This window comes from Skermania piniformis (genome assembly GCF_019285775.1).
GTDB lineage: Bacteria > Actinomycetota > Actinomycetes > Mycobacteriales > Mycobacteriaceae > Skermania > Skermania pinensis.
In genome coordinates, this window is sequence record NZ_CP079105.1 from 372,303 (window position 1) to 395,043 (window position 22,741).

Here is a 22,741-nt window from a genome sequence, read left to right on the forward strand (position 1 = left end):
GGGACGAACTTTGTATCAGCGGGAAATTCCGGGGGCAATCCTGGTCCAGTGCTCGACCGCGCGATCGAGCTCGTCGCCGAGTTGGCCGACCGTCGGGAGCGGCGCTGGTGCCCCGGCCGCCGACACCCGAGGCGGGGTCAGCACATCGAACGTTTCGGTGACGATGTCGTGCACGGCGGCCAGCGACGGCACCGCGGCGGTGGCGGGCATCGGAGCGGCGGTCGGGAGCACCGGAGCCGACAGCGGGTCGCCGCCGCCGAGCGCGTATCCGAGTGCTGCACCGCCCGCGAATCCGGCGGTGGCCGCAGCGCTGCCGAGGCCGAGCGCGCCGGCACCTGCGCCCAGTCCGGCGCCGACCGGAATCCCCAGTGCGGCACCGATCATCGCACCGGGAACGACCCCGAGGAGCGCGCCTACCGGTGCGCCGATCGCGACCCCGATGCCGCCGCCGATCGTGGCACCCAATGCCGCCTGGGGAATGCAGCCGACGACCCCGACCAGCACGCACGCGGTCAACGGCGGCGGCAACGTGGCCAAGCCGGCACCGACCAGACCGCCGATTCCGGCGCCGGCGGCGCCCAGGACGAGGGCACCGGCGACCGCACCGACCGGGATTCCGGCGGCTGCGCCCACCGCCGCGCCGGCCAATCCGCCGGCGACCGCACCGGCCGCAGCCCCGGCGGTGCCCAGCACCGCGGCGCCGGCGGTCCCGGTCGCCATCGCCGCGCCGAACGAGGTAGCGGCCCGCCGATCCGCTTCGGAGCCGGTGATGCCGCGGTCGTACCAGAATCGCGCGATCTGCCACTCCTGGTAGGCCGCCCAGACGTTGATGCTGTGCTGCTGTTCCGGCGACATCCACTCCGGCTTGTCCCAGATGTAGTCGCCGACCCGGACCTTGCCGGCCGGCGGGACGATCGGCGCGTACGGGGTGCCGGCGGGATCCCCCGGCGGGACCGGAGCAGTTCGGGGCGCCGGCGCCGTGGCATCGGGTTCCGGGTCGTCGCGGTAATCCGGGCTGCGCAGGTAGTTCGGGCCTTCTTGTGGCGTGCTTTCCGGCAGCGGTCGAGCCGGTAGCACCGGCGGGTCGGGGATCACGCCCACCGATTCCGCCGGTGGGATCTGGGGTTGCGCCGGTTCCGGTGGCGCCGGCGCGGTCTCCGGTGCCGCGGTCACCCCGGGCTGGGTCGCCGGGCCGGTAACCCCCGGCTGCGCCGGCGCGGCAGTGCCCATGCCGGCGCCGACCACGGCGGCGGCGAGCGGAACCGCGCCGACCACCGCGGCTCGCCGCGCGCTCGGCGTCCGATGGCGAGCAGGTCGTCGACCGCCCCGGTCGGATGATGCAGAGACGTCGGATGATGCAGAGACGTCGGACGATGCGGATACGAATGTGTGCAGCAGCAACTCTGGACCCCCGTGCCTAGTGCTGAATCGATGCACCCGGCGCCGCCTCCCGCACCGCCGGGTCATCGTTCGTGGACTATAACACCGCCGGCATCGGTCGACTGATCCAGTGAAAAAGCATGCTGTTTAAGTACTTTCGGGGCCGGTCAGGGAGGCCCGGTTCACCGCCGAGACGACCGCGCGCAGCGACGCCGTGGTGATCGAGGTGGCGATCCCGACTCCCCATACGACCTTGTCGCCGATAACGCATTCGACATAGGCGGCCGCCTGCGCGTCCGCGCCCGCGGTGATCGCGTGTTCGGCGTAGTCCAGGATGCGCACCTCGACCCCGATCGTGGCCAGTGCATCGACGAATGCCGCCAGCGGGCCGTCCCCACCGCCTTGGATCTCCTGCTCGACTCCGTGCAGCTTGACGACGGCTTCGATCTTGTCCTGGCCCTCGTCCGTCTCCGCTGCGATCACCCGCTGGCGCATCCGCTCCAGCGGCAGGATCGGTTGCAGATACTCCTCGGCGAATACGTCCCACATCTCCTTGGGCGTGACTTCGCCACCCTCGCCGTCGGTGATGCCCTGAACCACCTTGGCGAACTCGATCTGTAACCGGCGGGGCAGCGCCAGGCCGTGGTCGGCTTTCATGATGTAGGCGATGCCGCCCTTGCCGGACTGCGAGTTGACCCGGATCACCGCTTCGTAGGTACGGCCGACGTCCTTGGGGTCGATCGGTAGATACGGCACCTGCCACACGATGTCGTCGACATCGGACTCGGCGGCGTCGGCGTCGATCTTCATCTGGTCCAGGCCCTTGTTGATCGCATCCTGGTGGCTGCCGGAGAAGGCGGTGTAGACCAGATCACCGCCGTAGGGGTGCCGTTCGTGCACCGGCAGCTGATTGCAGTATTCGACGGTGCGGCGGATCTCGTCGATGTCGGAGAAGTCGATCTGCGGATCGACGCCGCGCGAGAACAGGTTCATCCCCAGCGTCACCAGGCAGACGTTGCCGGTCCGTTCGCCGTTGCCGAACAGGCAGCCCTCGATCCGGTCGGCACCGGCCTGGTAGCCCAGTTCTGCTGCGGCAACTGCAGTTCCACGATCATTGTGCGGATGCAGGGACAGCACCACCGCGTCCCGGCGAGCCAGATGGCGACTCATCCATTCGATCGAGTCGGCATAGACGTTCGGCGTGGTCATCTCGACCGTGGCCGGCAGATTGATGATGATCGGCCGGGCCGGAGTCGGTTGGATGACCTCGATGACCGCGTTGCAGACGTCGACGGCATAGGACAGCTCGGTGCCGGTATAGGACTCGGGCGAGTACTCGTAACGCCATTCGGTATCCGGATACGCGGCCTGCTCGGTCAGGCAGAGCTGCGCCGCGTCGGTGGCGATCTTGCGGATCGCCGCAGGATCGGCCCGGAACACCACCCGGCGCTGCAAGATGGACGTCGAGTTGTAGAAGTGCACGATCACCCGCGGGGCGCCGGCGCAGGCCAGGAAGGTTCGTTCGATCAGCTCCGGGCGGCACTGGGTCAGTACCTGGATGGTGACATCGTCGGGGATGGCGTTCTCTTCGATGATCTCCCGGACGAAGTCGAAATCGGTCTGGCTGGCCGAGGGAAAGCCGACCTCGATCTCCTTGTATCCCATCCGCACCAACAGGTCGAACATCCGACGTTTCCGGGCCGGGCTCATCGGGTCGATCAAGGCTTGGTTGCCGTCGCGCAGATCCACTGCGCACCACATCGGTGCCCGGTCGACCACTCGGCCCGGCCAGGTTCGCTCGAAGGGGGCGGTCGGCTCGCCGCCCGGAACCTCCGCGGCGAACGGGCGATACCGGAAGGTGGGCATGGACGAATTGCGCTGGGTGTTCCAGACCGGTTGGTCGGCCGGTGCCGGCTTGGCCGGCGGCGTGATGGTGCGCGCGCCGGAAGTGAAGACATCTGCGGGTGACATGGGTACTCCGTGAAGAAGGTGGTCGGATGTCGACCGGCACGTAGAGATGGCCGCGACGGAAGCCGGTCTGAAGTCAGAGCCCGCCACGGCGACCGAGACGGAGCGCCCGCTGCATGTTTGGAAAGTCTACACGCGGTCGGTGCACGAATGTTTGCCCCCGGGTGCGGGTCCGGGAGTTAGTTTCGGGAGGTGACAATCGTGGCCCGGTACCCGCGTAAGCCGCCCAGCCGGTGGACGGACTGGACGATGCTGACACTCGCGATCGTGTCGGTCGCGCTCGTGTTGTGGGTCAGCCTGGTCGAGGTGTCCGACCGGACCTATCGGACGGTGCTCTGGATCGATCTCGCGATCTGCGCGATCTTTGCGCTGGAGTTTCTCTGGCGGTGGCGTCAGGAAGCGTGGCGCTGGACGTTTCCGCTGTTCAACTGGTACGAGCTGGTGGGCATGGTGCCCATGATCGTGTTCCCCGGGCCGGAGTTTCGGACGCTGCGCTTGCTCCGCATCGTCGTGGTTCTGGCCCGGCTCGGTCGAGCGGCGGATCGCGCGTTCGGCGAACGGATCACCGCGATGTTGCTCCGCCGGTTCGTCGGCACCGTCGTCGAGGTGATCAAGCGGCCGATCACCATCGCGATCCTGGACGAGGTCGGCGATGTGCTCCAAGGTGGCCACTACACCAAGAACATCGCCGCCGCCCTGCAGGAGAACCATCGCGAGATGGACGAGATGATCCTCGACAAGATCCGCGAGGATCCGACCGCCGGGCGACTGCGGTACCTGCCGTTCCACGACGACATCATCCGATTGGTCGCCGACACCGTCTTCCGCATCCTGCAGCGCGTGCTCGCCGATCCTCGAACCGACGAACTGGTGGCGGATCTGCTGCGGGAAAACGTCGATCAGATCCGGCTGGCGGTGCGCGGCCGATACGAGGACGAACGCCCGGACGGGCTCGGAAAGAAGGACATATGACCGGTCAGCTCGAGGTCGCCCGCGGTTACCTGGATGCGTTGGTATCGCACGACGGTGCCGGCGTGGCGTTCGCGCCGGGTGCGGTTCGGTACGAGATGGGGATCAAGACCGGACGCTCCGGCGCCCACCTACGGCGCAGCCTCTCCCGCGGCCCGCAGTACCGGGTGATCCGACGCATCTACGACCTGGCGGCGACTGTCGACGGCGACCTGGTACGCACCACGTATCGCCTGGATGCGGGGCTTTTCGGGCGGCGGCTGGCGACGGTCCGGGTCGACGAGGACTTCCTGATCCCGGCCGCGGTGCCGGTGATCCACCGGATCGACGCCTGGATCCGGTTGCCCCGGGGCGCGCATCCTACTTCCGAGTAGCCCTCGGTACGCTGGCGGGGGCGTCGGGACGGTGGTCGGTAGGCTTCCTGCTGGTAACCGCGGAATCGAAAGGGCATTTCCGGTGGCTCTGGTCGTGCAGAAGTTCGGCGGCTCGTCGGTCGCGTCGGCCGATCGCATCCGGCGCGTTGCGGAACGCATCGTCGAGACGCGCAAGCAAGGACACGATGTCGTGGTGGTGGTTTCGGCCATGGGCGATACCACCGACGAGTTGCTCGATCTGGCCGAGCAGGTGGCGCCCGCGCCGCCCGCGCGGGAGATGGACATGCTGCTCACCGCGGGGGAGCGGATCTCGAACGCGCTCGTCGCGATGGCGATCCATTCGCTCGGCGCCGAAGCGCGATCGTTCACCGGGTCGCAGGCCGGGGTGATCACCACCGGAGCGCACGGTAAGGCGAAGATCATCGACGTCACACCGGGCCGGTTGCGCAACGCACTGGACGAGGGGCAGATCGTCCTGGTCGCCGGCTTCCAGGGGGTCTCGCAGGACACCAAGGACATCACCACCCTGGGCCGCGGTGGTTCGGACACCACCGCGGTCGCGTTGGCCGCGGCGTTGGAGGCCGACGTCTGCGAGATCTACACCGACGTCGACGGGGTGTTCACCGCCGACCCGCGGATCGTTTCGGACGCGCAACGGCTCGATCAGGTGTCGTTCGAGGAGATGCTGGAGCTGGCCGCCTGCGGCGCGAAGGTCCTCATGCTGCGCTGCGTCGAGTACGCGCGGCGCTACAACATCCCGATCCACGTGCGGTCGTCCTATACCGACAAGCGTGGCACCTACGTATACGGAAGCATGGAGGACATCGCGATGGAAGACGCCATCCTCACCGGGGTCGCTCACGATCGCAGCGAGGCCAAGGTGACGGTGGTCGGCCTGGACGACGCGCCCGGGTACGCAGCGAAGGTGTTCCGGGCGGTCGCCGACGCCGAGATCAACATCGACATGGTGTTGCAGAACATCTCCAAGGTCGACACCGGCAAGACCGACATCACCTTCACCCTGCCCAAGGACGACGGCCCCCGCGCGGTGGCCAAGCTCAGCTCGCTGCAGGAGGAGATCGGTTTCTCCGCCGTGCTCTACGACGACCACATCGGCAAGGTTTCGCTGGTCGGCGCCGGAATGCGCAGCCACCCCGGGGTCACCGCGACGTTCTGTGAAGCGTTGGCGCAGGCCGGGGTGAACATCGAGCTGATCTCGACGTCGGAGATCCGGATCTCGGTGTTGTGTAAGGACACCGAGCTGGACGACGCGGTCCGCGCGTTGCACAAGGCATTCGATCTGGGCGGCGACGAGGTCGCGGTCGTCCACGCGGGAACCGGGCGGTAACGAGATGGGCGTAAGGGTAGGCGTCGTCGGCGCGACCGGGCAGGTCGGCGCCGTGATGCGGGCGCTGCTGGTGGAGCGATCGTTCCCGGCCGACGACGTGCGGTTCTTCGCATCGGCTCGCTCGGCGGGGCGGAAGTTGCCGTTCCGCGGCGAGGAGATCCTGGTCGAGGACGCCGCGACCGCCGATCCGGCGGGGCTCGACATCGCGCTGTTCTCGGCGGGCGCGACGATGTCGCGGGTGCAGGCCCCGCGCTTCGCGGCCGCCGGGGTGACCGTGATCGACAACTCGTCGGCCTGGCGCAAGGACCCGGACGTTCCGCTGGTGGTCGCCGAGGTGAACCCGGAACAGACCCGCGACCCGGTCAAGGGGATCATCGCCAATCCGAACTGCACGACGATGGCCGCGATGCCGGTGCTCAAGCCGCTGCACGATGCGGCCGGGCTGCAGCGGCTGATCGTGTCGTCCTACCAGGCGGTGTCCGGCAGTGGGTTGGCCGGGGTGGCGGAGCTGGCCGGTCAGGCCCGCGCGGTGATCGGCGACGCCGAACAACTGGTGCACGATGGATCGGCGGTCGATTTCCCGGCGCCGCACATCTACCGCGCGCCGATCGCGTTCAACGTGTTGCCGTTGGCCGGCTCGCTGGTCGACGACGGCAGTGGGGAAACCGACGAGGACCAGAAACTGCGTCATGAGAGTCGCAAGATTCTCGGCATTCCGGCGCTGGCGGTGAGCGGGACCTGCGTCCGGGTGCCGGTCTTCACCGGGCACTCGTTGTCGATCAATGCCGAGTTCGCCGAGCCGTTGTCGGTCGCCCGCGCCACCGAGATCCTCGGCACGGCAGCTGGTGTCCGGTTGGTCGATGTGCCCACCCCGTTGGCAGCCGCCGGGATCGACGAGTCGCTGGTCGGCCGGATCCGGCAGGATCCGGGTGTTCCCGACGGGCGCGGGCTGGCGCTCTTCGTCTCCGGCGACAACCTGCGCAAGGGTGCCGCGTTGAACACCATCCAGATCGCCGAAGTACTGGTGCGCGATCGGGGATGAACGACTCGTAGGCTGCTGCCATGAGCTGGGCTGGGCAGTGGTGGGACTCCGAAGTCGTGCACGGCCACAAAGGCCCGCTGTTGCTGGCCTTCGTGGCGTTCGTGGTGACCTTCTTGACGACCCGTTCGATCACCCGGCTCATCCGGGCCGGACGCGGGCCGTTCCATAACGTCAAGGCCGACGGGGTGCACCTGCATCACTCGACTCCGGGGGTGATCCTGCTGGTCACCGGGGGTTTTCTGGCAGTAGGCGCGGACGGTCGATCGGTCGGCAACTATCTGGCCGCGGTGCTGGTCGGGGTCGGTGCGTCGCTGGTGCTCGACGAGTTCGCCATGATCCTGCATCTGCAGGACGTGTATTGGACGCAGGAAGGGCAGCTCTCGGTCAACATCGTGACGCTGACCGCGGCGTGCATCGGTCTCGCTGCATCCGGGGTGTCGCCACTGGGAGTATCGGATCTCGACGACACCGCCCGGGCAGTGCGCGGCGGTGTGCTGCTCCTGCTCGCCCTGCACCTGGTGCTGGTCGCGATCACGGCGTTGAAGGGCAAATATCCCACCGCGTTGCTCGGTATCTTCCTCGGTCCGCTCACTTGGGCGGCCGCGGTCCGCATGGCGCGTCCCACCTCGCCGTGGGCGCGGTGGTTCTACTCGCCGGACAAGATCGATCGAGCCCGGCGCCGAGCCACCGACTTCGACCGGCGGTGGGCACCGGTCCGCACGCACTGGGACGATCTCATCGGTGGTAGCCCGAGCGTGCCCGCCGCCGAAGGAGCACCGCCGAATGAGCATCCGGTTGCCGGTTCGTCGACCAGGTGATCCGAATCACCGTAGGCTCCCTTAACGCAAGTATTTTTTGCGATTAACGGTTCCGGAGGCGCCCTGATGCTGTCGAGAAGAACGTTTGTTACGGGTGCCGTCGGCGTATTCGGCGTGCCGGCCCTGTCGTCGCTCGCGGGCCGCAGCGTCGCGTCCGCCACGCCGTCGCCCGAGGCGGTGCATGCCGGTCTGCGTTCGACGATCCGCGGGATTCCGGTCGATCAGGCCGCGGTCGCGGAGTGGGAGCGGCGGCGGGTTCCGGTCGCCGCGGCTCGGCTGGCCCGCGACTTCGGGGGCGTGCTCGGTGGCGAGCTGGATTCCCTGCTCACCCACCGGGCGCTGCCGGTGGCAGATCTTCCCGGCGGTCGCGCGGCGCTGGCACGAGCCCGGGCGGCGATCGGGGTCGATCGGATGCGCGAGTTGCTGGCACCGGAGATCGTCGCCTCGGAGAACGTCACCAGAGCGGCCGTTGCGTCATCCTCAGGTAGCTGGGCGATCGCCGAAGCGGTGATCGACAGTGCTCGCGGTACCGCGGCAGGTTTCGCCGACTGGTTCGACCGAGCCCGGATCGCCGACGCCCGCGACATCTGGACCGACGCGTGCCCTGATCACTATGTGATCGTCACCGGCGCCGACGGGCGCCAAGAGGTGATCGAGACAACCGGCGGGGCGGTGCTGCCCAGCCGATTCTTCTGCGATTACACCGACCTGGCGCGGGTGCCGATCCCCGGCGATCCGGCGTATCCGGTGACGATCGCCGCGACCGCGGCGCTCGCGACCGGCGAGCTGATCGGCGGCGTCCGGCATCAGTTCCGCGACCTGCCCGGCGGTGGATTCGGTGCCCGGCTGCGGGTCGCGTTTCCCATCGCTGTGCCCGAGCTGAACATCGTCGAGCACAGTTGGCATCTGGCCACCGAGTTCGGCAACTGGATCACCGCTTACCTCGATGGCTAGCCGCTACCGGTCCGGATGCGAACGGGCCGGTCGGGTAGAACGAAAACGTGGATCCCAACCGTGCCGGTGCCGAGTCGGTCGGTAGCCGTCCCGGCGGCAGATCGGAGCGAATCCGCCAGGCGGTGCTGGCGGCGGCTCTGTCCCAGGCGATGGAGCATGGCGTCGCCAACCTGAGCATCAAAGATATCGCCGCCCGAGCCGGGGTCGCCGAGACGACCATCTATCGGCGTTGGGGTCACCGAACCGCCGTGGTCGCCGATGCGGTGACCGAACTCGCCGGCCGCGGAAACCCGCCGCCGGATACCGGTACCCTGCGCGGCGACCTGGTGCAGTTGCTCGAGCAGACTCGAGATCTGGTCACCCAGCCGGGCATGGAGCGCTTTCTGGGAACGACGATCGCCTTGTTCGCCGACCCGGACATCGCGGCCGCCCGACGCACGTTCTGGAACGACCGGCTCGACCGGATCGCGCCGGTGATCCGGCGGGGGATCGACCGTGGCGAACTGCGGCGCGGCAGCGAGCCCCACGACGTGATCGAGACCTTGTGCGCGCCGCTGTATTTCCGGCTGTTCGTGACCGACAAGGCGATCGACGCGCGGTTCGTTGCACGGTGCGTCGAGCACACGTTCGCCGTCTATGCCGACCGGACCGGCGCCGGCTGAGGCCGCCGAACGGGGATCAGCCGGCGGTTTCCGGCCGTCTCCGGAGCGTCGGCTTGTCGATCTTGCCGACCGGGTTCTTCGGAATCTCTTCCAGCAGAATGACTTCCACCGGGATCTTGTACCGGCTGAGTTTTTCCGGCAGTTCCGCGAGGAGCGAAGCGGTGTTCGTCGTTGCGTTCGGGTTGAGCGAGACGTAGGCGATCGGCACCTCGCCGAGTACCGGATGCGGTCGAGCCACCACCGCAGCCTCGAAGACGTCCGGATTCTCGTAGAGGGCGGCTTCGATCTCCTTGGGATAGATGTTCTCCCCGCCCCGGATGATCATGTCCTTGACCCGGTCGACCAGGACGAGGTACCCGTCCTCGTCGAACCGGCCGACGTCCCCGGTCCGCAACCAGCCGTCGACCAGGGTCTTCGCGGTGTCTTCCGGCCGGTTGAGATAGCCCTGCATCACCACCGGCCCGGCGATCAGGACTTCGCCGGTGGCGCCCGCCGGGACGTCGTTGCCGTCCGAATCGGCGATTCGGATCTGCTGCCCGGGCAGCACCCGTCCGACCGTGCCCGGCTTACGTGGTCCGGCAACGGGGTTGATCGTGGACGCAGTGGTGGTCTCGGACAGGCCGTAGCCCTCGACCAACACGACGCCGTACCGGTTCTCGAACTTCGCGATCAGCTCGGCCGGCATGGGCGCGGCACCGCAGACGACCAGACGCAACGAGCTGGTGTCCGGTTCGACGTCGTCCGGCAGCGCGCTGAGCATCGCGTAGATCGCCGGCACCGCGGAGAAATAGGTCGGTCGATACTTCTCGACCGCCGGGAACAGCGCGTCGGCCTTGAACCGGCCCACTATGGTGGCCTGGCCACCGGCCCGGAGCGGGGTGAGCGTGCCGAGCACCACCCCGTTCGCGTGGAACAGCGGCAGGATCAGCAGGCTGTGCTCGTCCGGCCCGAAATCGAGGTGCTCGATGAACGACGCCGTCATCGCGTCGATGTTGCCGTGACTGATCATCACGCCCTTCGGCTTACCGGTCGTCCCGGCGGTGTAGATCAGCAGCGCGAGGTCGTCGGGGCCGAGCTCGGCGGCCGGCGGCGGGTCCGCCGGTGCCGGCGCACCGATACCGAGATCGTCCGCGGCGATCGGGCGGACGCCGTCGATCGGCGCGGTCCCGTCGACGGTGATCAGGACGTCGACGTCGGCGTCGCGGACCTGGTGCTCGACCTCGACCGGCGTGAGTACCGGGTTGATCGGGGTCACCGCGGCACCCAGCCGCCACGCGGCGAACAGTCCGACGATCAGTTCGGCTCGGTTCGGCAACAGCAGACCGACCACGTCACCGCGCCCGACTCCAGCCGCCTGCAGCCGCACGGCGGCCGCCGCCACCGCAGCCGCGAACCCGGCATTGTCCAGCTCGAGCCGATCGTCGCGTAGTGCCGGCGCATCCGGTCGGGCGGCAGCCCGAGTGAACGGCAGAGATGGCACGATCACGGTGGCGGCTCCTTCGTGCGAGGGAATGGATGCCGGTCCTGCCCGCGGGGGACGATCGCACGGGCAGGACCGACCTGGCCGGTGGTCGGGTCAGTCGCTGAGCGTGACCACCGGCTTGGCCACCAGGCCGAACTCGCGCAGCACGCTCAGCAGCTCGCGATGTCCGAATGCCTGGCAGCCCGAGACGAAGCCGGCCCGTTTCGGCGGCTGCTGGAGCAATGAATACGCAGCGAACGCCTGCAACAGACCGGTTTGCTTGTAGTTGCTGTTGCCGTGGATCACCACATGTGCGCGGCCCAACGGCCCGGAGGCGTGGACCGAGTCGAGCGACTTGTTGATCCGCGGATTCTCCCGGGGCGGCATCACGTTCATCACCTGGGCGGCGGTTTCGGTCAGCGCGGCATCGCGGTCCTCGGGGGACATGTCCTTGGTGGCGGCCAAGGCGCCGGCCACGATCTGCGGCACCCCGTGCATCAGCGCCGCGTTGAACACGCCGCCCTGCGCCTTGCAGTTGGCCACCCGGGGATCTCGCTTGAACCAGACCGGATGCGAGGTGCCGCCCCACGGTAGGGACAGCGCCAACTCGTGCTGGCCGGGCACGACCAGAGGCACCAAGCCCTGATTCGGATCGAACTCGACGTACTGGTTCTGCTGCAGGTAGTGCGCGCTCGACGTGGCAGCGTTGACCAGAATGGTCTGGGTCGAGGCGATGGTCGGGCTGCCACCCCAGAACACGGCGATGTCCAGGGTGTCCAAACCGGGATTCTCCAGGGCGATCTGGGCGGCGATCTCGCCGGTGGTGTACATCTGCGCGATGCCGGGCGAGAGCAGCAGACCCCGCTCGGCAAACTTCGCGCCGTACTGCTCGTCGCAGGTGATCAGCCAGTCCTGCTCGCCGGTGGTGTCGGTGTAGTGCACACCGGCTGCGAGGGCAGCTTCCACCACCGCGGGTCCGTACTTGCTGAACGGACCCACCGTGTTCAGCACCACCTGAGCGCCGGTGAACAGGTCGGTCAGCGCGTCGACGTCGCCGGCCACCTCGGTGACCTCGTAGTCGGCAGTTTCGATGCCGGCCACGTTGGTACGCATCGATTCGTCGAGCCGGTCCTTGCTGCGCCCGGCCGCGACGAACGGCACGTTGTATTCGCGCAGGTACTCACAGACGAGCCGGCCGGTGTAGCCGGATGCGCCGTACACGACGACGGGCTTGGTGCTCATGGGCTGCCTCCAGGTGCTCGGGAACGTGTTCGAGTGAGTCGGGCCGGAACCGCGGATCACATACCCATGCCGCCGTCGACCGGGAGGCCGGCGCCGGTGATGAATCGGGCCGCGTCGGAGGCGAGGAAGACGACCGCGTCGGCCATGTCGGCGACTTCACCGAGCCGGCCGGCCGGGGTCAGCTCGACGACCGAGCCGACCGCTTCCTCGGGCGAGCCGAACAGGCCGATCGCGGCGACATCGTTGGCCAGCCCGACGCCCATCGCGGTCGGCACCAATCCGGGATAGATGCAGTTGACCCGCACGCCGTAGCCGAGCCGGCCCGATTCCATCGCAGCGACTCGGGTGAGTCGATCGACCGCGGACTTGGTCGCCGAGTACACCGCGATGCCGGGGAAAGCGATGGTCGCAGCGACCGATGCGACGTTGACGATGGCCCCACCGGCCCCGGCGATCCCGTTCGGGCGCATCGCCAGCAGACCGTGCTTGATACCGAGGGTGGTGCCCTTGACGTTGACGGCGAGCATGGTGTCGATCTGCTCGGCTGTGACCTCGGTCAGCAGGCTCGTGATCTCGACTCCGGCGTTGTTGACCACGAGGTCCAGGCCGCCGAGCTGATCGACAGTAGCGGCGACCGCCGACTCCCAGTTCGCGTCGTCGGTGACGTCGAGGTGGACGAATCCGGCGCCCAGCGTCGTTGCCGTGGCGCCGCCCAGCTCGTCCTCGACGTCGCCGATGACCACGTTCGCGCCGGCGGCGATCAGGGCCTTGGCCATCCCCTCGCCGAGTCCTCGAGCCCCGCCGGTGACCAGTGCTTTGCGACCGGTCAGATCGAAGACGCTCATGGCGGCCCGCCCTTCGGAGATGGTGGTGACCAAACGGTGTGACAGACACATTACGTGACCCGTGACACATGTAAAGAGAAATCTTGGCAACTGACACAAAAAAACTTCATGCCTGACCAGGCCGTTTGCCCAGGTATTGTTGGGCGATCATCGGCGTGCGGCTGTCGGGGCCGAGTGTGCGTAGGCCGGAGGGAGTCGGAACAGTGGCCAACAACCGGACTGCGCCGGACGTGCCGTCTGCCTCGGATGCTGCGGCGTCTCGCGAAAGCCCGGCGGCGTCTCGCGAAAGCCCGGCCGGCAATGCCGCGAAGCGGCGTGCGGACAAGATCGCCGGGCGGCGGGACGAGCTCGCCCGAGCCACGTTGCGGACGCTGGCCGAGCTGGGTTACGCCCGGACCAGCTTGCGCGAGATTGCGGCCAACTCGGAGTACAGCCACGGGGTCCTGCACTACTACTTCATCGACAAGGTCGACCTGATCTCGCATTGTGTCCGGCTGTACAAGACCGAGTGCGTCGCCCGCTACGACGATCTGGTCGCCGGTGCTTCCGAGGCCGGTGCGCTGCGGAGCGGTTTCGCCGAACGGCTGGCGCAGACGTTGGTCGACGACAACGAGATGCACCGGCTTTGGTACGACCTGCGTTCCCAGAGCATGTTCGAGCAGGTCTTCGCCCCCGACGTGCAAGCGATCGACACCAACCTCGAGCAGATGATCTGGCGGGTGGTCGAGCGGTATGCCGAGCTCTCGCACAGCATGCCGACCGTCGATGCGCGGACCGCGTACGCCGCGCTCGACGGGTTGTTCGTCCAGGCCCTGGTGCGGTACTCGCACGGTACGGCCGACGCGCCGCATCGGTTGCGGGAGCAGGCATTCGAGTTGCTCCCGCGGCTGATCGCCTGACCTCGGTGGTACTGCACAGCGCGGGCATCCTGCTGTACCGGCAGGACGCCGACCGGGTTCGGGTTTTTCTCGCCCACATCGGCGGGCCGCTGTGGGCCGGCAAGGACGAGCGAGCCTGGACGATTCCGAAAGGGCTGCTGGCCGCCGACGAAGAACCGCGGGCCGCGGCCGTGCGGGAGTTCACCGAGGAGACCGGCGCGCCGCCGCCGGACGGCGAACTGATCGAACTCGGGACGTTCCGGCAGGCCGGTGGGAAGCGGGTGACGGCGTATGCGTTGTGTGCGGATTTCGACGCGATGACGTTGGCCGGCAACACCTTCCAGATGGAATGGCCACCTCGCTCCGGACAGATCCGCGAGTTCCCCGAAGTGGACCGAGCTGATTGGTTCGACCTCGACACCGCGGCCGACAAGCTGGTGCGAGGGCAAGTGCCGATGCTGGCCGCGCTGAGCACGCTGGTCGACGGTGTTCCGACCGCGGCCGCCGATCGGTCAGAACAGGTTCCACCAATAGACGAGCGTGGCGAGCAACCAGACGATCGCGGTCTCCACTGAGGTCGTCCTTCCGATCCACGGCTCCGGCCTGACGCCGATCCGGCGGATGGGTGCCGAACCGGTCTACCCGCCGCGTCTTACCTCGACTCTACCGGTGCGGGTCAGGGTTTACGGGCTACCCCCGACCAGTACCAGACCTCTTCGGGATTGTTCACCAAGCTCGGCCCGTCGGCCAGGTCGAGGCGCCAGGCGGCGACCGGTACGAGGCCCGGCTCAACGGTGGGGAGCCCGTTGAACAGGGTTTCGAACTCGGCCCGACTGCGGGCCTGGAAGCGCACCCCGCCGGCTTCGATGGCGGTCACCGCCCGAGCCATCGCTGCCGGCGCGAAGTCGCCGGTGGGGTGGGTGATCGTCAGGAAGCTGCCGGACGGTACGGCGTCCAGCAGGGTCTGGATCGCTTCGGCCGGGCGGTCGCTGTCGTGGAAGTACATCATGATGGCAACCAGCATGATCGCGACCGGTCGATCCAGATCCAGGGTTTCGGCGACTGCGGGATGCTCGAGAATCGAGCGGGGCTCGTGGAGGTCGGCCTGGATGTAGGTGGTCGCGCCTTCCGGGGTGCTGCTCATCAATGCCCGGGCGTGCGCCAGGACCAGCGGATCTTTGTCCACGTAGACGATTCGGCTGCTCGGGTCGATCTGCTGTGCCACCTCATGGGTGTTGTCCGCGGACGGGATGCCGGTACCGATGTCGAGGAACTGAGTTACTCCGGCTTCGGCGACCAAGTACCGAACGGCGCGACCGAGAAACGCCCGGTTCGCTTGAGCCATCGCCTTGATCGTCGGAATATGTTGTGCCACTGTGTCACCGAAGACGCGATCGGCCTCGTAGTTGTCTTTGCCGCCGAGCCAGTAGTTGTATACCCGAGCCTCGTGCGGGACGGTCGTGTCGATTTCGGTTCGCGGTCGGCTGCGGTCATCGCTGGTGGAGGACACTGCAGTTCCTTTGTTTGTGGGAAGGTGCCGTAGGCGGCGCAGCATGGGTGGCTGCGGAGCGTCCCTGAGTGTGCCACGTCTGCCGGGGCACTGATGAAGTCGGTTCGGAATATGTAGTTCTGAAACTCGATTCATCGGCTTTTTACCGAAAGAAGCCGGGAAATCGCCAAGATAACGGGGTTGTTCCTGGATCTTGCGGACGATCGAGCCCGACCGAAACGAAAATGCTCCCGACCCGCAGTGCGGGCCAGGAGCATTTTCGTCGTCTCAACCACGAGTCGGGGTGGCGGGATTTGAACCCACGACCTCTTCGTCCCGAACGAAGCGCGCTACCAAGCTGCGCCACACCCCGTGTCGACTCCGGTAGCTTACCGCACTCGCCGACGAACGCTGAATCGCCTGCAAGAACGCCGTATCCCCGGCGAGAACACCGGTATCACCGGCATGCCGGATCGCGGACGAGCCCGTCGGTGACGGATCAGCGGGTGGCTGCCGCGGTGTCGGTCACTCCCCGGCCACTGTCGGACTGGTCGCCGGGAGCGGGCCGCGCGACCAGGGTGAGCAGGCTGGCTTCCGGTCGGCAGAACAGCCGGTACGGCGCCCACGGCGACGTCCCGATCCCGGCCGAGACGTGCAATCGCATGCGCTCGCCCCAGCGAGACGCCCCTTTGGCCCGGGAACGGTCCAGCCCGCAGTTGGTCACCAGGGCGCCGTAGACCGGTAGACAGACCTGGCCACCGTGGGTATGCCCGGCCAGCACCAGGTCGTAGCCGTCCGCGGCAAATCGATCGAGTACCCGTGGTTCCGGCGAATGGGTCAGGCCCAGGCGCAAGCCGGCACCCGGATTCGGCGCACCCGCGACCGTGTCGTACCGGTCGCGATCGATGTGTGGGTCGTCCACTCCGGCGACGGCGATGTGGACTCCGGCGACGTCGAGCTCGCGCCGCACGTGGGTCATGTCCAACCAGCCCCGCTCGGTGAACGCAGCTCGCATATCCCGCCACGGCAACGGCTCACCGGTCGGTGTCCGGCGATGGTTGTTGATCAGGTATCGGGCCGGATTCTTCGGTACCGGCCCGAAGTAGTCGTTGCTACCGAACACGAACAGGCCGGGTCGGGCGAGCAGGCCACCGAGGGCCTGGACGACGGACGGCACAGCCCGTGGGTGCGAGAGATTATCCCCGGTGTTCACCACCAAGTCCGGCTCGAGCCGGTCGAGCTCGCGCACCCACTGCTGTTTGACCCGTTGCCATGGGGTCATGTGCAGATCGCTGATGTGCAGCACACGCAGGCTGGCGGCGCCCGGTTCGAGTACCGGGAGGGTGGCTTCGCGGAGCGTGTATGCGTTGCGTTCGACGACGGAGACGTAGCCGATTCCCAGTGCGGCCGCTCCGGTCAATCCGGTGGCGGTGCGGCGCAGCGTCGACAGCGATATCTCGGACATCTGTACAGAGTAGGCGCCTCGACCGGAGCAGTCCCACCCGCGCTGCGGCGTAACGTTGGTCGGCATGGCCGAACTGAAGGCTCGATTGCGATCCGACCTCACCGCCGCGATGAAGGCCAAGGACACGGTACGGACGCAAACGTTGCGAATGTTGCTGGCCGGGATCACCAATGCGGAGGTTGCCGGTGACCGGGCGCAGGAGCTCGCGGACGTTCAGGTTGTCGAGGTACTTGCCAAAGAAGCCAAGAAGCGGGCCGAGGCGGCGAAGGTTTTCGCCGACGCCGGCCGGGCCGAGCTCGCCGCCAAGGAACGGGACGAGGCCGAGATCATCGACGAGTACCTGCCGGCGAAATTGTCCGACGACGAACTCGGAGCGGTCGCCGACGCTGCTGTCGCGCAGATCACCGCCGAACTCGGCGCCGTGCCCACGGTCCGGCAGATGGGTCAGGTGATGCGGGTCGCGACAGGTTTGGCCGCGGGCCGCGCAGACGGCGCACGACTGGCAGCGGCGGTCAAGACGCGTCTCTGAGTTCCGGCTCGTTCGCCGGTTCTTCGACGATCAGCGCGGTGCCCGGGAGGGCGACGCCGGCGTGGAACTCGGACTCGGTCGGGCACCGGCCGACGGTTTCGGCTTGAGGCTCCCGTCGCTGACGAAGATGGTCACGGTCGAGCCGGGGATGGCAGAGCCCGAGGGGGCAGATCCGGTCACCGTGCCGCGGTTCTGTTCACCCGGCTGGGTCACCGGGTTCACCTGGAAGCCCCCAGCCGCCAGCGTTGCGGTAGCCGCGCCCTGGGTCATCCCGGTCACCTCGGGCACCTGCGCCTCGGTCGATCCGCGCACGTACTTCGGATCGGTGGGCGGCAAGCTCAGCGGTGGATAGTTGCCGAGCACCGATCGGATGGCGGTGTACCAGGTCCGGGCGGGTTCGTTGCCCCCGTACAGATTGCCGTCGCCACAGTTGCGCAGCGGAAACGAGCAGATCTCGCCGGGGGTCGGAGTATCGCCGTAGACCACGGAAGCGCCGGCCAGCGAATTGGTGAAGGCCAGGAACGCCGACGAGCGATGGGTCTCGGTGGTGCCGGTCTTCGCGGACACCGGTCCGGACCAGCCCGTCGCGCCGGCGGCTGCGGTCGAGGTGCCGGCGCCCACGTCGTCCTGGCTGAGCGCGTTGGCCAGGGTATTCGCCAGACCCGGCTCGACCACCTGTTCGCATGCTTGCTGGGTCAGCGGCACCGACTTGCCCTCGCGGTCGATGATCGAGTCGATCGGTGTCGGCGGGCACCACCGGCCGCCGGAGGCCAGTGTCGCCGCCACGTTGGACAACTCCAGCGGGTTGACCGGGGTGGGCCCCAGGGTGAACGAGCCCAGGTTCTGTTCCTTGATCATGTCGGCCAAGCTCTGATCGCCGTGTCCGGAGGTTCCGCGCACCGCGTAGGACCGCAAGCCGAGTCGAACGGCCATGTCGACGGTCGGCGTCACCCCGACCGACTGGATGAGTTTGACGAAAGCCGTGTTCGGTGAGGTCGCCAGGGCTTGGGTCACCGACATCGGCGACGGGTATTTGGCGGCATTCTCGACGCAGTAGGTGGCCGGGGGACAATTCTTGGCGCCGCCGTTACCCATGCCCTTCGCCTCGAACCGCACCGGCACGTCGAGGGTGGCGTTGATGCCGAGGCCTTTCTCCATCGCCGCAGCCGTCGTGAAGATCTTGAAGACCGACCCGGCGCCGTCACCGACCATGGAGTAGGGCTGCGGTTGGACCGTCTCGTGGGCGTCGCCGTTCAGTCCGTAGGTTCGGCTACTCGCCATGGCCAGGACGCGGTGCTGGTCTTGCCCGGGACTGACCACGTTCATCACCTCGGCGATGTCCTGCAGACCGGGGTTGGCGTTGCCGTTCACCGAGTCCTTGGTAGAGGACTGGACTTCCGGGTCCAGAGTGGTCTTGATCAGGTATCCGCCCCGGTCCACCTGTTCCCGACTGATCCCGGAGTCGGCCAGGTACTGCAACGCGTAGTCGCAGAAGAAGCCGCGGTCGCCGGCCGCGATGCATCCGCGCGGCACCCCCTTGGGCTCGGGCAGCACGCCGAGCGGCTGCTCCTTCGCCGCCCGGAACTCGTTCGCTCGCTGGGGGACGTTCTGGATCAGGGTGTCCAGTACGGTGTTGCGTCGTTCGGTCACCCCGGCCGGATTGGTGTACGGATTCAGCTTGGAACTGGACTGGACCATGCCGGCGAGCATCGCGGACTGCGGAACGTCGAGGTTTGCTGCATCGACGCCGAAGTAGGTCTGCGCCGCGTCCTGGATGCCGTACGACGAGTTGCCGAACGGCACCAGGTTCAGGTACCGGGTCAGGATCTCGTCCTTGGTCAGCTTCTTGTCCAGCGTCAGCGCCATCCGGATCTCGCGGATCTTGCGGGCCGGGGTCGCCTCCACGGCGGCACGTCGCTCCGCGTCGGTCTTCGCGACCACCAGCAGTTGATAGTTCTTGACGTACTGCTGATCGATCGTCGAGCCGCCCTGCTGTACTTCGCCGCTGGACGAGTTCGTGACCAGTGCGCGCAGCGTGCCTTGCCAGTCGACGCCCTGGTGCTCGCTGAACCGCTTGTCCTCGATCGAGACGATCGCCAGCTTCATGTCGTTGGAGATCTTGTCGCTCGGTACCTCGAACCGGCGTTGTTCGTAGAGCCAGGCGATCGGTTTCCCGGATATGTCCACCATCGTGGATACAGCCGGTACCGTTCCCTCCACGAGCTCGGCCGAGACGTTGTCCACCGCGTCGGCGGCTCGATTGGACAGGTAGCCGAATCCGCCCGCGACCGGGAACAGCAAACCGGCCAGGAGCATCCCGGCGACGAGGCAACTACCGGCCAATTTAGCGATGGTGTTTCCAACCGACACGGGGACAGCGTACGTGTCGGGTCCGACAGGCCGTTCGCGCCGGGCGGGTCGGTGGCCCTCCGCATCCGCATCGATCACTTGCCGGATCGATGCCGCGCGAACCGCCGGTTAGGTTGCTGGTAGATAACACTAGGGACGCCCGTACCAAAAAATCCGTCCCGGAGTCTTGCGCCGGGTGGTTCCGGTTACCTAGATTATGTTCCCAGTGTGATTGAGCTAACACACACCTAGGAACGCGACGAGGCGGCAATTGGCCCGGGGACACGGCCGCACACCTGTCGCGTTCTTTGAACGCCGATTCGTCGGCGTGTGGAACTGCAAAGGGGCCTGACCGAATGTTTACGACCACCGCTCCCACCACCCGATTGGACGTCGAGCAAGCAGAAGCCCGGATTGCCTGGGTCTCGAAGGCACGGTGTCGCGAAGTAGATCCTGACCAGCTGTTCGTCCGCGGCGCCGCGCAGCGCAAGGCCGCAACCATCTGTCGGCATTGTCCGGTTCTCATGCAGTGCGGCGCCGATGCGCTGGACAACCGGGTCGAGTTCGGCGTCTGGGGCGGCATGACGGAGCGGCAGCGGCGTGCGTTGCTCAAGCAACATCCGGAGGTGGAGTCGTGGGCGGCATTCTTCGCCACCCAACGGCAACAGCAGCCGCTGAATTGATCAGGAGGTTCGGCATCAGGAAGTTCAGCGGAGAGTCGAGCGCGGCAGATCGCCGACGTCGGACCCGCAGGCGTTGACAGCGAAGGCGCGGAGCGATCCGCGCCTTCGCTGCGTCAGGCGCCGAGTCGGGTCAGCTGGTCGCCCACGGCCTGCAACGCGGCCAGGTCGGAGACCTCGAATGGGAGCGCCGGTACGCCGATCACCGGAACCCGAGGATGAGCGCGGGTGAACCGCTGCAGCAGGTGCCGTTCCCGCCGGTCGGTAGCGGCGCGCTGGGCATGCACCCGAAGCGCCGCCGCGGCCAGCTCGGTCTCGGGTGTGCCGGGCACCGCCTTGTCGAGCTGAGCTGCCGCGGTCAGCGCGTGATCCGGGGTCAGCGTGCACAGGGTCGGGTGGGTGCGGTTGAGCACCAACCCGGCCAACGGCATGCTCTCGGTGGACAGCCGGTCGACGAAGAACGACGCTTCGCGTAATGCATCCGGCTCGGCGGCCGCGACTACGAGGAACCGGGTGTCGCGCTGGGAAAGCAGCTCGTAGGTCCGGTTGGCCCGCTCGCGGAAGCCGCCGAACATCGACTCCAAGGACTGCAGGAATGCCGAAGCGTCCTTGAGCATCTGTCCGCCGACAATCGTCGACACGCCGCGCATGGCCAGGCCCACGGCGCCGGTGACCAGCCGGCCGACACCACGGCCGGGCGCCATGATCAGCCGGAGCATCCGGCCGTCGAGTAGCTTGCCCAGTCGTTCCGGTGCGTCGAGAAAGTCCAGTGCGTTGCGCGACGGCGGGGTGTCCACGACGATCAGATCCCACTCGCCGGTGGCGGCGAGCTGGCCCAGCTTCTCCATCGCCATGTATTCCTGGGTGCCGCCGAACTGGGACGCGACGGTTTGGTAGAAGGGGTTGGCGAAGACCTGCTCGGCCTTCTCCGGCGTCGTGTGTTCGAGCACCATGTCGTCGAAGGTGCGACGCATGTTGAGCATCATGGCGAACAGCTCGCCCTGCAGCTCGAGCCCGGCCACATCGACTCGTTGCGGTGTGTTGTCCAGTTCGGCCACGCCCAATGCCTGGGCCAGCCGCTTCGCCGGGTCGATGGTGAGCACGACAACCCGGCGGCCACGTTCGGCGGCGCGCAGTGCGAGTGCCGCTGCGGTCGTGGTCTTGCCGACGCCGCCGGAGCCGCAACAGACGATCACCCGGGCGGTCGGGTCGTCCAGGATCGCGGTGATATCCAGTGGTACCGGTCCGCCGCTCGCTGCGGTCACTTCACACCCTCCTCGCGCAGGATCGCGGCGAGCTCGTAGAGCCCGCCCAGATCCACCCCGTCGGTCAGCATCGGCAACGAGATCCGCGGCACGTTCACCTTCTCCAGCTCGGCCGCGCTGGCTTGCTGCGCCTGCAGCGTCGCCGACAGCTCGGCCACCTCGGTCACCAGGCCGGCGAAGTCCTGGTCGGAGAGCTCGACACCGGCTTGCGCCAGACCGGCGCTCAGGGCATCGGTATCGATCTCCCCCCGAGCGGCCGCAGCCTGCGCGGCCGGCGGTAGCGAGCTGGAGCCGGTCCGGTTGACGATCACCGTGCCGACCCGCACGTCGAGCTTGGTCAGCTCGGCTACCGCGTCCGATGTCTCCTGTACGGGCAATGCCTCCAGCAGGGTCACCAGATGGACCATCGTGTCGTCCGAATGCAGCAGCTGGGCCACGCCCTCGGCCTGGCCGGCAACCGGACCGCCTTTGGCCACCTCCATGATCGCCTTGGTGACGTCCAGGAAGTTGGCGATCCGCCCGGTCGGGGGAGCGTCGACGACGACTTCGTCGTAGACCTGCGAGCCGGACTTGTCGACCCGGATCACGCATTCCTTGATCTTGCCGGTCAGGATGATGTCCTTCAGGCCGGGGGCGAGCGTCGTGACGAACTCGACTGCACCCATCCGGCGCATCGCTCGGCCGGCGAAGCCGAGGCTGTAGAACATGTCGAGATACTCGAGGAAGGCCGTCTCGACGTCCAGGACCAGCGCCATCACCTCGCCGCCACCGTCGGCGGTCGCGATCTTCGTCTCGGTGTACGGCAACGGCGGTCGATCGAACAACTGGGCGATCGACTGTCGATTCTCCACCTCGACCAGCAGCACTCGCCGGCCGCCGGCGGCCAACGCGAGCGCCAGGGCGGCGGCGACCGTGGACTTGCCGGTTCCGCCCTTGCCGGACACGAAATGAAGACGGGCCTTGCGTGCACGATCTGGCCAGCCAGTCTCGATGTTCGGGGGTGCGGACACGGGCCGAGCTTA

General features: G+C 67.5%; 21 protein-coding genes and 1 tRNA gene. 11 read left to right on the plus strand and 11 right to left on the minus strand.

Annotation, left to right across the window (positions count from 1 at the left end; genetic code table 11):
* Nucleotides 1-15: 15 nt before the first annotated feature.
* Both KV203_RS01630 and leuA read right to left on the minus strand, forming a co-directional pair.
* Nucleotides 16-1,275 (minus strand): hypothetical protein, encoded by a 1,260-nt coding sequence (locus KV203_RS01630; RefSeq protein ID WP_066466967.1) that lies wholly within the window; start codon nt 1,273-1,275, stop codon nt 16-18.
* 252 nt (nt 1,276-1,527) lie between these two features.
* A complete protein-coding gene (gene leuA / locus KV203_RS01635; RefSeq protein ID WP_066466966.1) occupies nt 1,528-3,351 on the minus strand; it encodes a 2-isopropylmalate synthase in 1,824 nt (607 codons plus the stop codon).
* 189 nt (nt 3,352-3,540) lie between these two features.
* On the opposite strand from leuA, the gene KV203_RS01640 reads away from it, so the two are divergent.
* From KV203_RS01640 to KV203_RS01670, 7 genes are all read left to right on the plus strand, one after another.
* On the plus strand, nt 3,541-4,320 hold the full coding sequence (locus tag KV203_RS01640) for an ion transporter (protein ID WP_217995930.1): 780 nt from the start codon (nt 3,541-3,543) through the stop codon (nt 4,318-4,320).
* Nucleotides 4,317-4,691, plus strand: coding sequence for a DUF8021 domain-containing protein (locus tag KV203_RS01645; RefSeq protein WP_066466964.1), 375 nt, complete (start codon nt 4,317-4,319; stop codon nt 4,689-4,691). Before KV203_RS01640 ends, KV203_RS01645 begins: the two co-directional genes overlap by 4 nt.
* Nucleotides 4,692-4,773: 82 nt before the next feature.
* Nucleotides 4,774-6,039: an aspartate kinase gene (locus KV203_RS01650; protein ID WP_066466963.1), complete on the plus strand. Its 1,266-nt coding sequence runs from the start codon at nt 4,774-4,776 to the stop codon at nt 6,037-6,039.
* Nucleotides 6,040-6,043: 4 nt separating this feature from the next.
* Nucleotides 6,044-7,081, plus strand: coding sequence for an aspartate-semialdehyde dehydrogenase (locus KV203_RS01655; RefSeq protein WP_066466962.1), 1,038 nt, complete (start codon nt 6,044-6,046; stop codon nt 7,079-7,081).
* Between the two features lie 20 nt (nt 7,082-7,101).
* Nucleotides 7,102-7,899, plus strand: coding sequence for a hypothetical protein (locus KV203_RS01660; protein ID WP_066466961.1), 798 nt, complete (start codon nt 7,102-7,104; stop codon nt 7,897-7,899).
* Nucleotides 7,900-8,013: 114 nt separating this feature from the next.
* Complete coding sequence (locus KV203_RS01665; RefSeq protein WP_066466960.1) at nt 8,014-8,853, plus strand: hypothetical protein; 840 nt, start codon at nt 8,014-8,016, stop codon at nt 8,851-8,853.
* Nucleotides 8,854-8,900: 47 nt separating this feature from the next.
* Complete coding sequence (locus tag KV203_RS01670; RefSeq protein ID WP_066466959.1) at nt 8,901-9,515, plus strand: TetR/AcrR family transcriptional regulator; 615 nt, start codon at nt 8,901-8,903, stop codon at nt 9,513-9,515.
* A gap of 16 nt (nt 9,516-9,531) precedes the next feature.
* On the opposite strand, the gene KV203_RS01675 is transcribed toward KV203_RS01670, so the two are convergent.
* From KV203_RS01675 to KV203_RS01685, 3 genes are all read right to left on the minus strand, one after another.
* A complete protein-coding gene (locus tag KV203_RS01675) occupies nt 9,532-11,001 on the minus strand; it encodes a class I adenylate-forming enzyme family protein (protein WP_066466958.1) in 1,470 nt (489 codons plus the stop codon).
* Nucleotides 11,002-11,091: 90 nt separating this feature from the next.
* Nucleotides 11,092-12,219, minus strand: coding sequence for a DUF5938 domain-containing protein (locus KV203_RS01680; protein ID WP_066466957.1), 1,128 nt, complete (start codon nt 12,217-12,219; stop codon nt 11,092-11,094).
* Between the two features lie 56 nt (nt 12,220-12,275).
* Complete coding sequence (locus tag KV203_RS01685; RefSeq protein ID WP_066466956.1) at nt 12,276-13,064, minus strand: SDR family NAD(P)-dependent oxidoreductase; 789 nt, start codon at nt 13,062-13,064, stop codon at nt 12,276-12,278.
* Between the two features lie 230 nt (nt 13,065-13,294).
* Between KV203_RS01685 and KV203_RS01690 the strand changes: the two genes are divergently transcribed.
* Nucleotides 13,295-13,963, plus strand: a complete 669-nt coding sequence (locus KV203_RS01690) for a TetR/AcrR family transcriptional regulator (protein ID WP_066467216.1) — start codon at nt 13,295-13,297, stop codon at nt 13,961-13,963.
* 5 nt (nt 13,964-13,968) lie between these two features.
* Nucleotides 13,969-14,517, plus strand: a complete 549-nt coding sequence (locus tag KV203_RS01695) for an NUDIX hydrolase (protein WP_083529768.1) — start codon at nt 13,969-13,971, stop codon at nt 14,515-14,517.
* A 101-nt stretch (nt 14,518-14,618) separates the two neighbouring features.
* Here KV203_RS01695 and KV203_RS01700 read toward each other — a convergent pair whose 3' ends face one another.
* The 3 genes from KV203_RS01700 to KV203_RS01710 all read right to left on the minus strand — a co-directional run bounded on the left by KV203_RS01700 (nt 14,619) and on the right by KV203_RS01710 (nt 16,896).
* On the minus strand, nt 14,619-15,452 hold the full coding sequence (locus KV203_RS01700; RefSeq protein ID WP_066466955.1) for an SAM-dependent methyltransferase: 834 nt from the start codon (nt 15,450-15,452) through the stop codon (nt 14,619-14,621).
* A gap of 278 nt (nt 15,453-15,730) precedes the next feature.
* Nucleotides 15,731-15,804: transfer RNA gene (locus KV203_RS01705), tRNA-Pro, on the minus strand.
* 126 nt (nt 15,805-15,930) lie between these two features.
* The gene (locus KV203_RS01710; RefSeq protein WP_066466954.1) at nt 15,931-16,896 is read right to left on the minus strand and encodes a metallophosphoesterase; all 966 of its coding nucleotides are present in this window, start codon (nt 16,894-16,896) and stop codon (nt 15,931-15,933) included.
* 64 nt (nt 16,897-16,960) lie between these two features.
* On the opposite strand from KV203_RS01710, the gene KV203_RS01715 reads away from it, so the two are divergent.
* Nucleotides 16,961-17,425: a GatB/YqeY domain-containing protein gene (locus KV203_RS01715; RefSeq protein ID WP_066466953.1), complete on the plus strand. Its 465-nt coding sequence runs from the start codon at nt 16,961-16,963 to the stop codon at nt 17,423-17,425.
* A gap of 30 nt (nt 17,426-17,455) precedes the next feature.
* Here the strand turns inward: KV203_RS01715 and KV203_RS01720 are convergent, their stop codons facing one another.
* Nucleotides 17,456-19,777 carry a transglycosylase domain-containing protein gene (locus KV203_RS01720; protein ID WP_066467214.1) on the minus strand — a complete coding sequence of 774 codons (2,322 nt, stop codon included), beginning with the start codon at nt 19,775-19,777 and terminating at the stop codon, nt 17,456-17,458.
* A gap of 353 nt (nt 19,778-20,130) precedes the next feature.
* Here KV203_RS01720 and KV203_RS01725 point away from each other — a divergent pair, with 353 nt between their 5' ends.
* A complete protein-coding gene (locus KV203_RS01725; RefSeq protein WP_066466952.1) occupies nt 20,131-20,457 on the plus strand; it encodes a WhiB family transcriptional regulator in 327 nt (108 codons plus the stop codon).
* A 113-nt stretch (nt 20,458-20,570) separates the two neighbouring features.
* Here the strand turns inward: KV203_RS01725 and bagB are convergent, their stop codons facing one another.
* Both bagB and bagA read right to left on the minus strand, forming a co-directional pair.
* Nucleotides 20,571-21,719 carry an ArsA family ATPase gene (gene bagB / locus KV203_RS01730; protein ID WP_066466951.1) on the minus strand — a complete coding sequence of 383 codons (1,149 nt, stop codon included), beginning with the start codon at nt 21,717-21,719 and terminating at the stop codon, nt 20,571-20,573.
* On the minus strand, nt 21,716-22,729 hold the full coding sequence (bagA, locus tag KV203_RS01735) for an ATPase BagA (protein WP_066466950.1): 1,014 nt from the start codon (nt 22,727-22,729) through the stop codon (nt 21,716-21,718). Before bagA ends, bagB begins: the two co-directional genes overlap by 4 nt.
* Between the last annotated feature and the right edge of the window lie 12 nt (nt 22,730-22,741).

Coding starts and splice junctions, on each gene's coding strand:
- KV203_RS01715 (WP_066466953.1), top strand. CDS start 16,961: ATGGCCGAACTGAAGGCTCGATTGCGATCCGACCTCACCGCCGCGATG.
- KV203_RS01645 (WP_066466964.1), top strand. CDS start 4,317: ATGACCGGTCAGCTCGAGGTCGCCCGCGGTTACCTGGATGCGTTGGTA.
- KV203_RS01685 (WP_066466956.1), bottom strand. CDS start 13,064: ATGAGCGTCTTCGATCTGACCGGTCGCAAAGCACTGGTCACCGGCGGG.
- KV203_RS01710 (WP_066466954.1), bottom strand. CDS start 16,896: ATGTCCGAGATATCGCTGTCGACGCTGCGCCGCACCGCCACCGGATTG.
- KV203_RS01725 (WP_066466952.1), top strand. CDS start 20,131: ATGTTTACGACCACCGCTCCCACCACCCGATTGGACGTCGAGCAAGCA.
- KV203_RS01680 (WP_066466957.1), bottom strand. CDS start 12,219: ATGAGCACCAAGCCCGTCGTCGTGTACGGCGCATCCGGCTACACCGGC.
- KV203_RS01655 (WP_066466962.1), top strand. CDS start 6,044: ATGGGCGTAAGGGTAGGCGTCGTCGGCGCGACCGGGCAGGTCGGCGCC.
- leuA (WP_066466966.1), bottom strand. CDS start 3,351: ATGTCACCCGCAGATGTCTTCACTTCCGGCGCGCGCACCATCACGCCG.
- KV203_RS01660 (WP_066466961.1), top strand. CDS start 7,102: ATGAGCTGGGCTGGGCAGTGGTGGGACTCCGAAGTCGTGCACGGCCAC.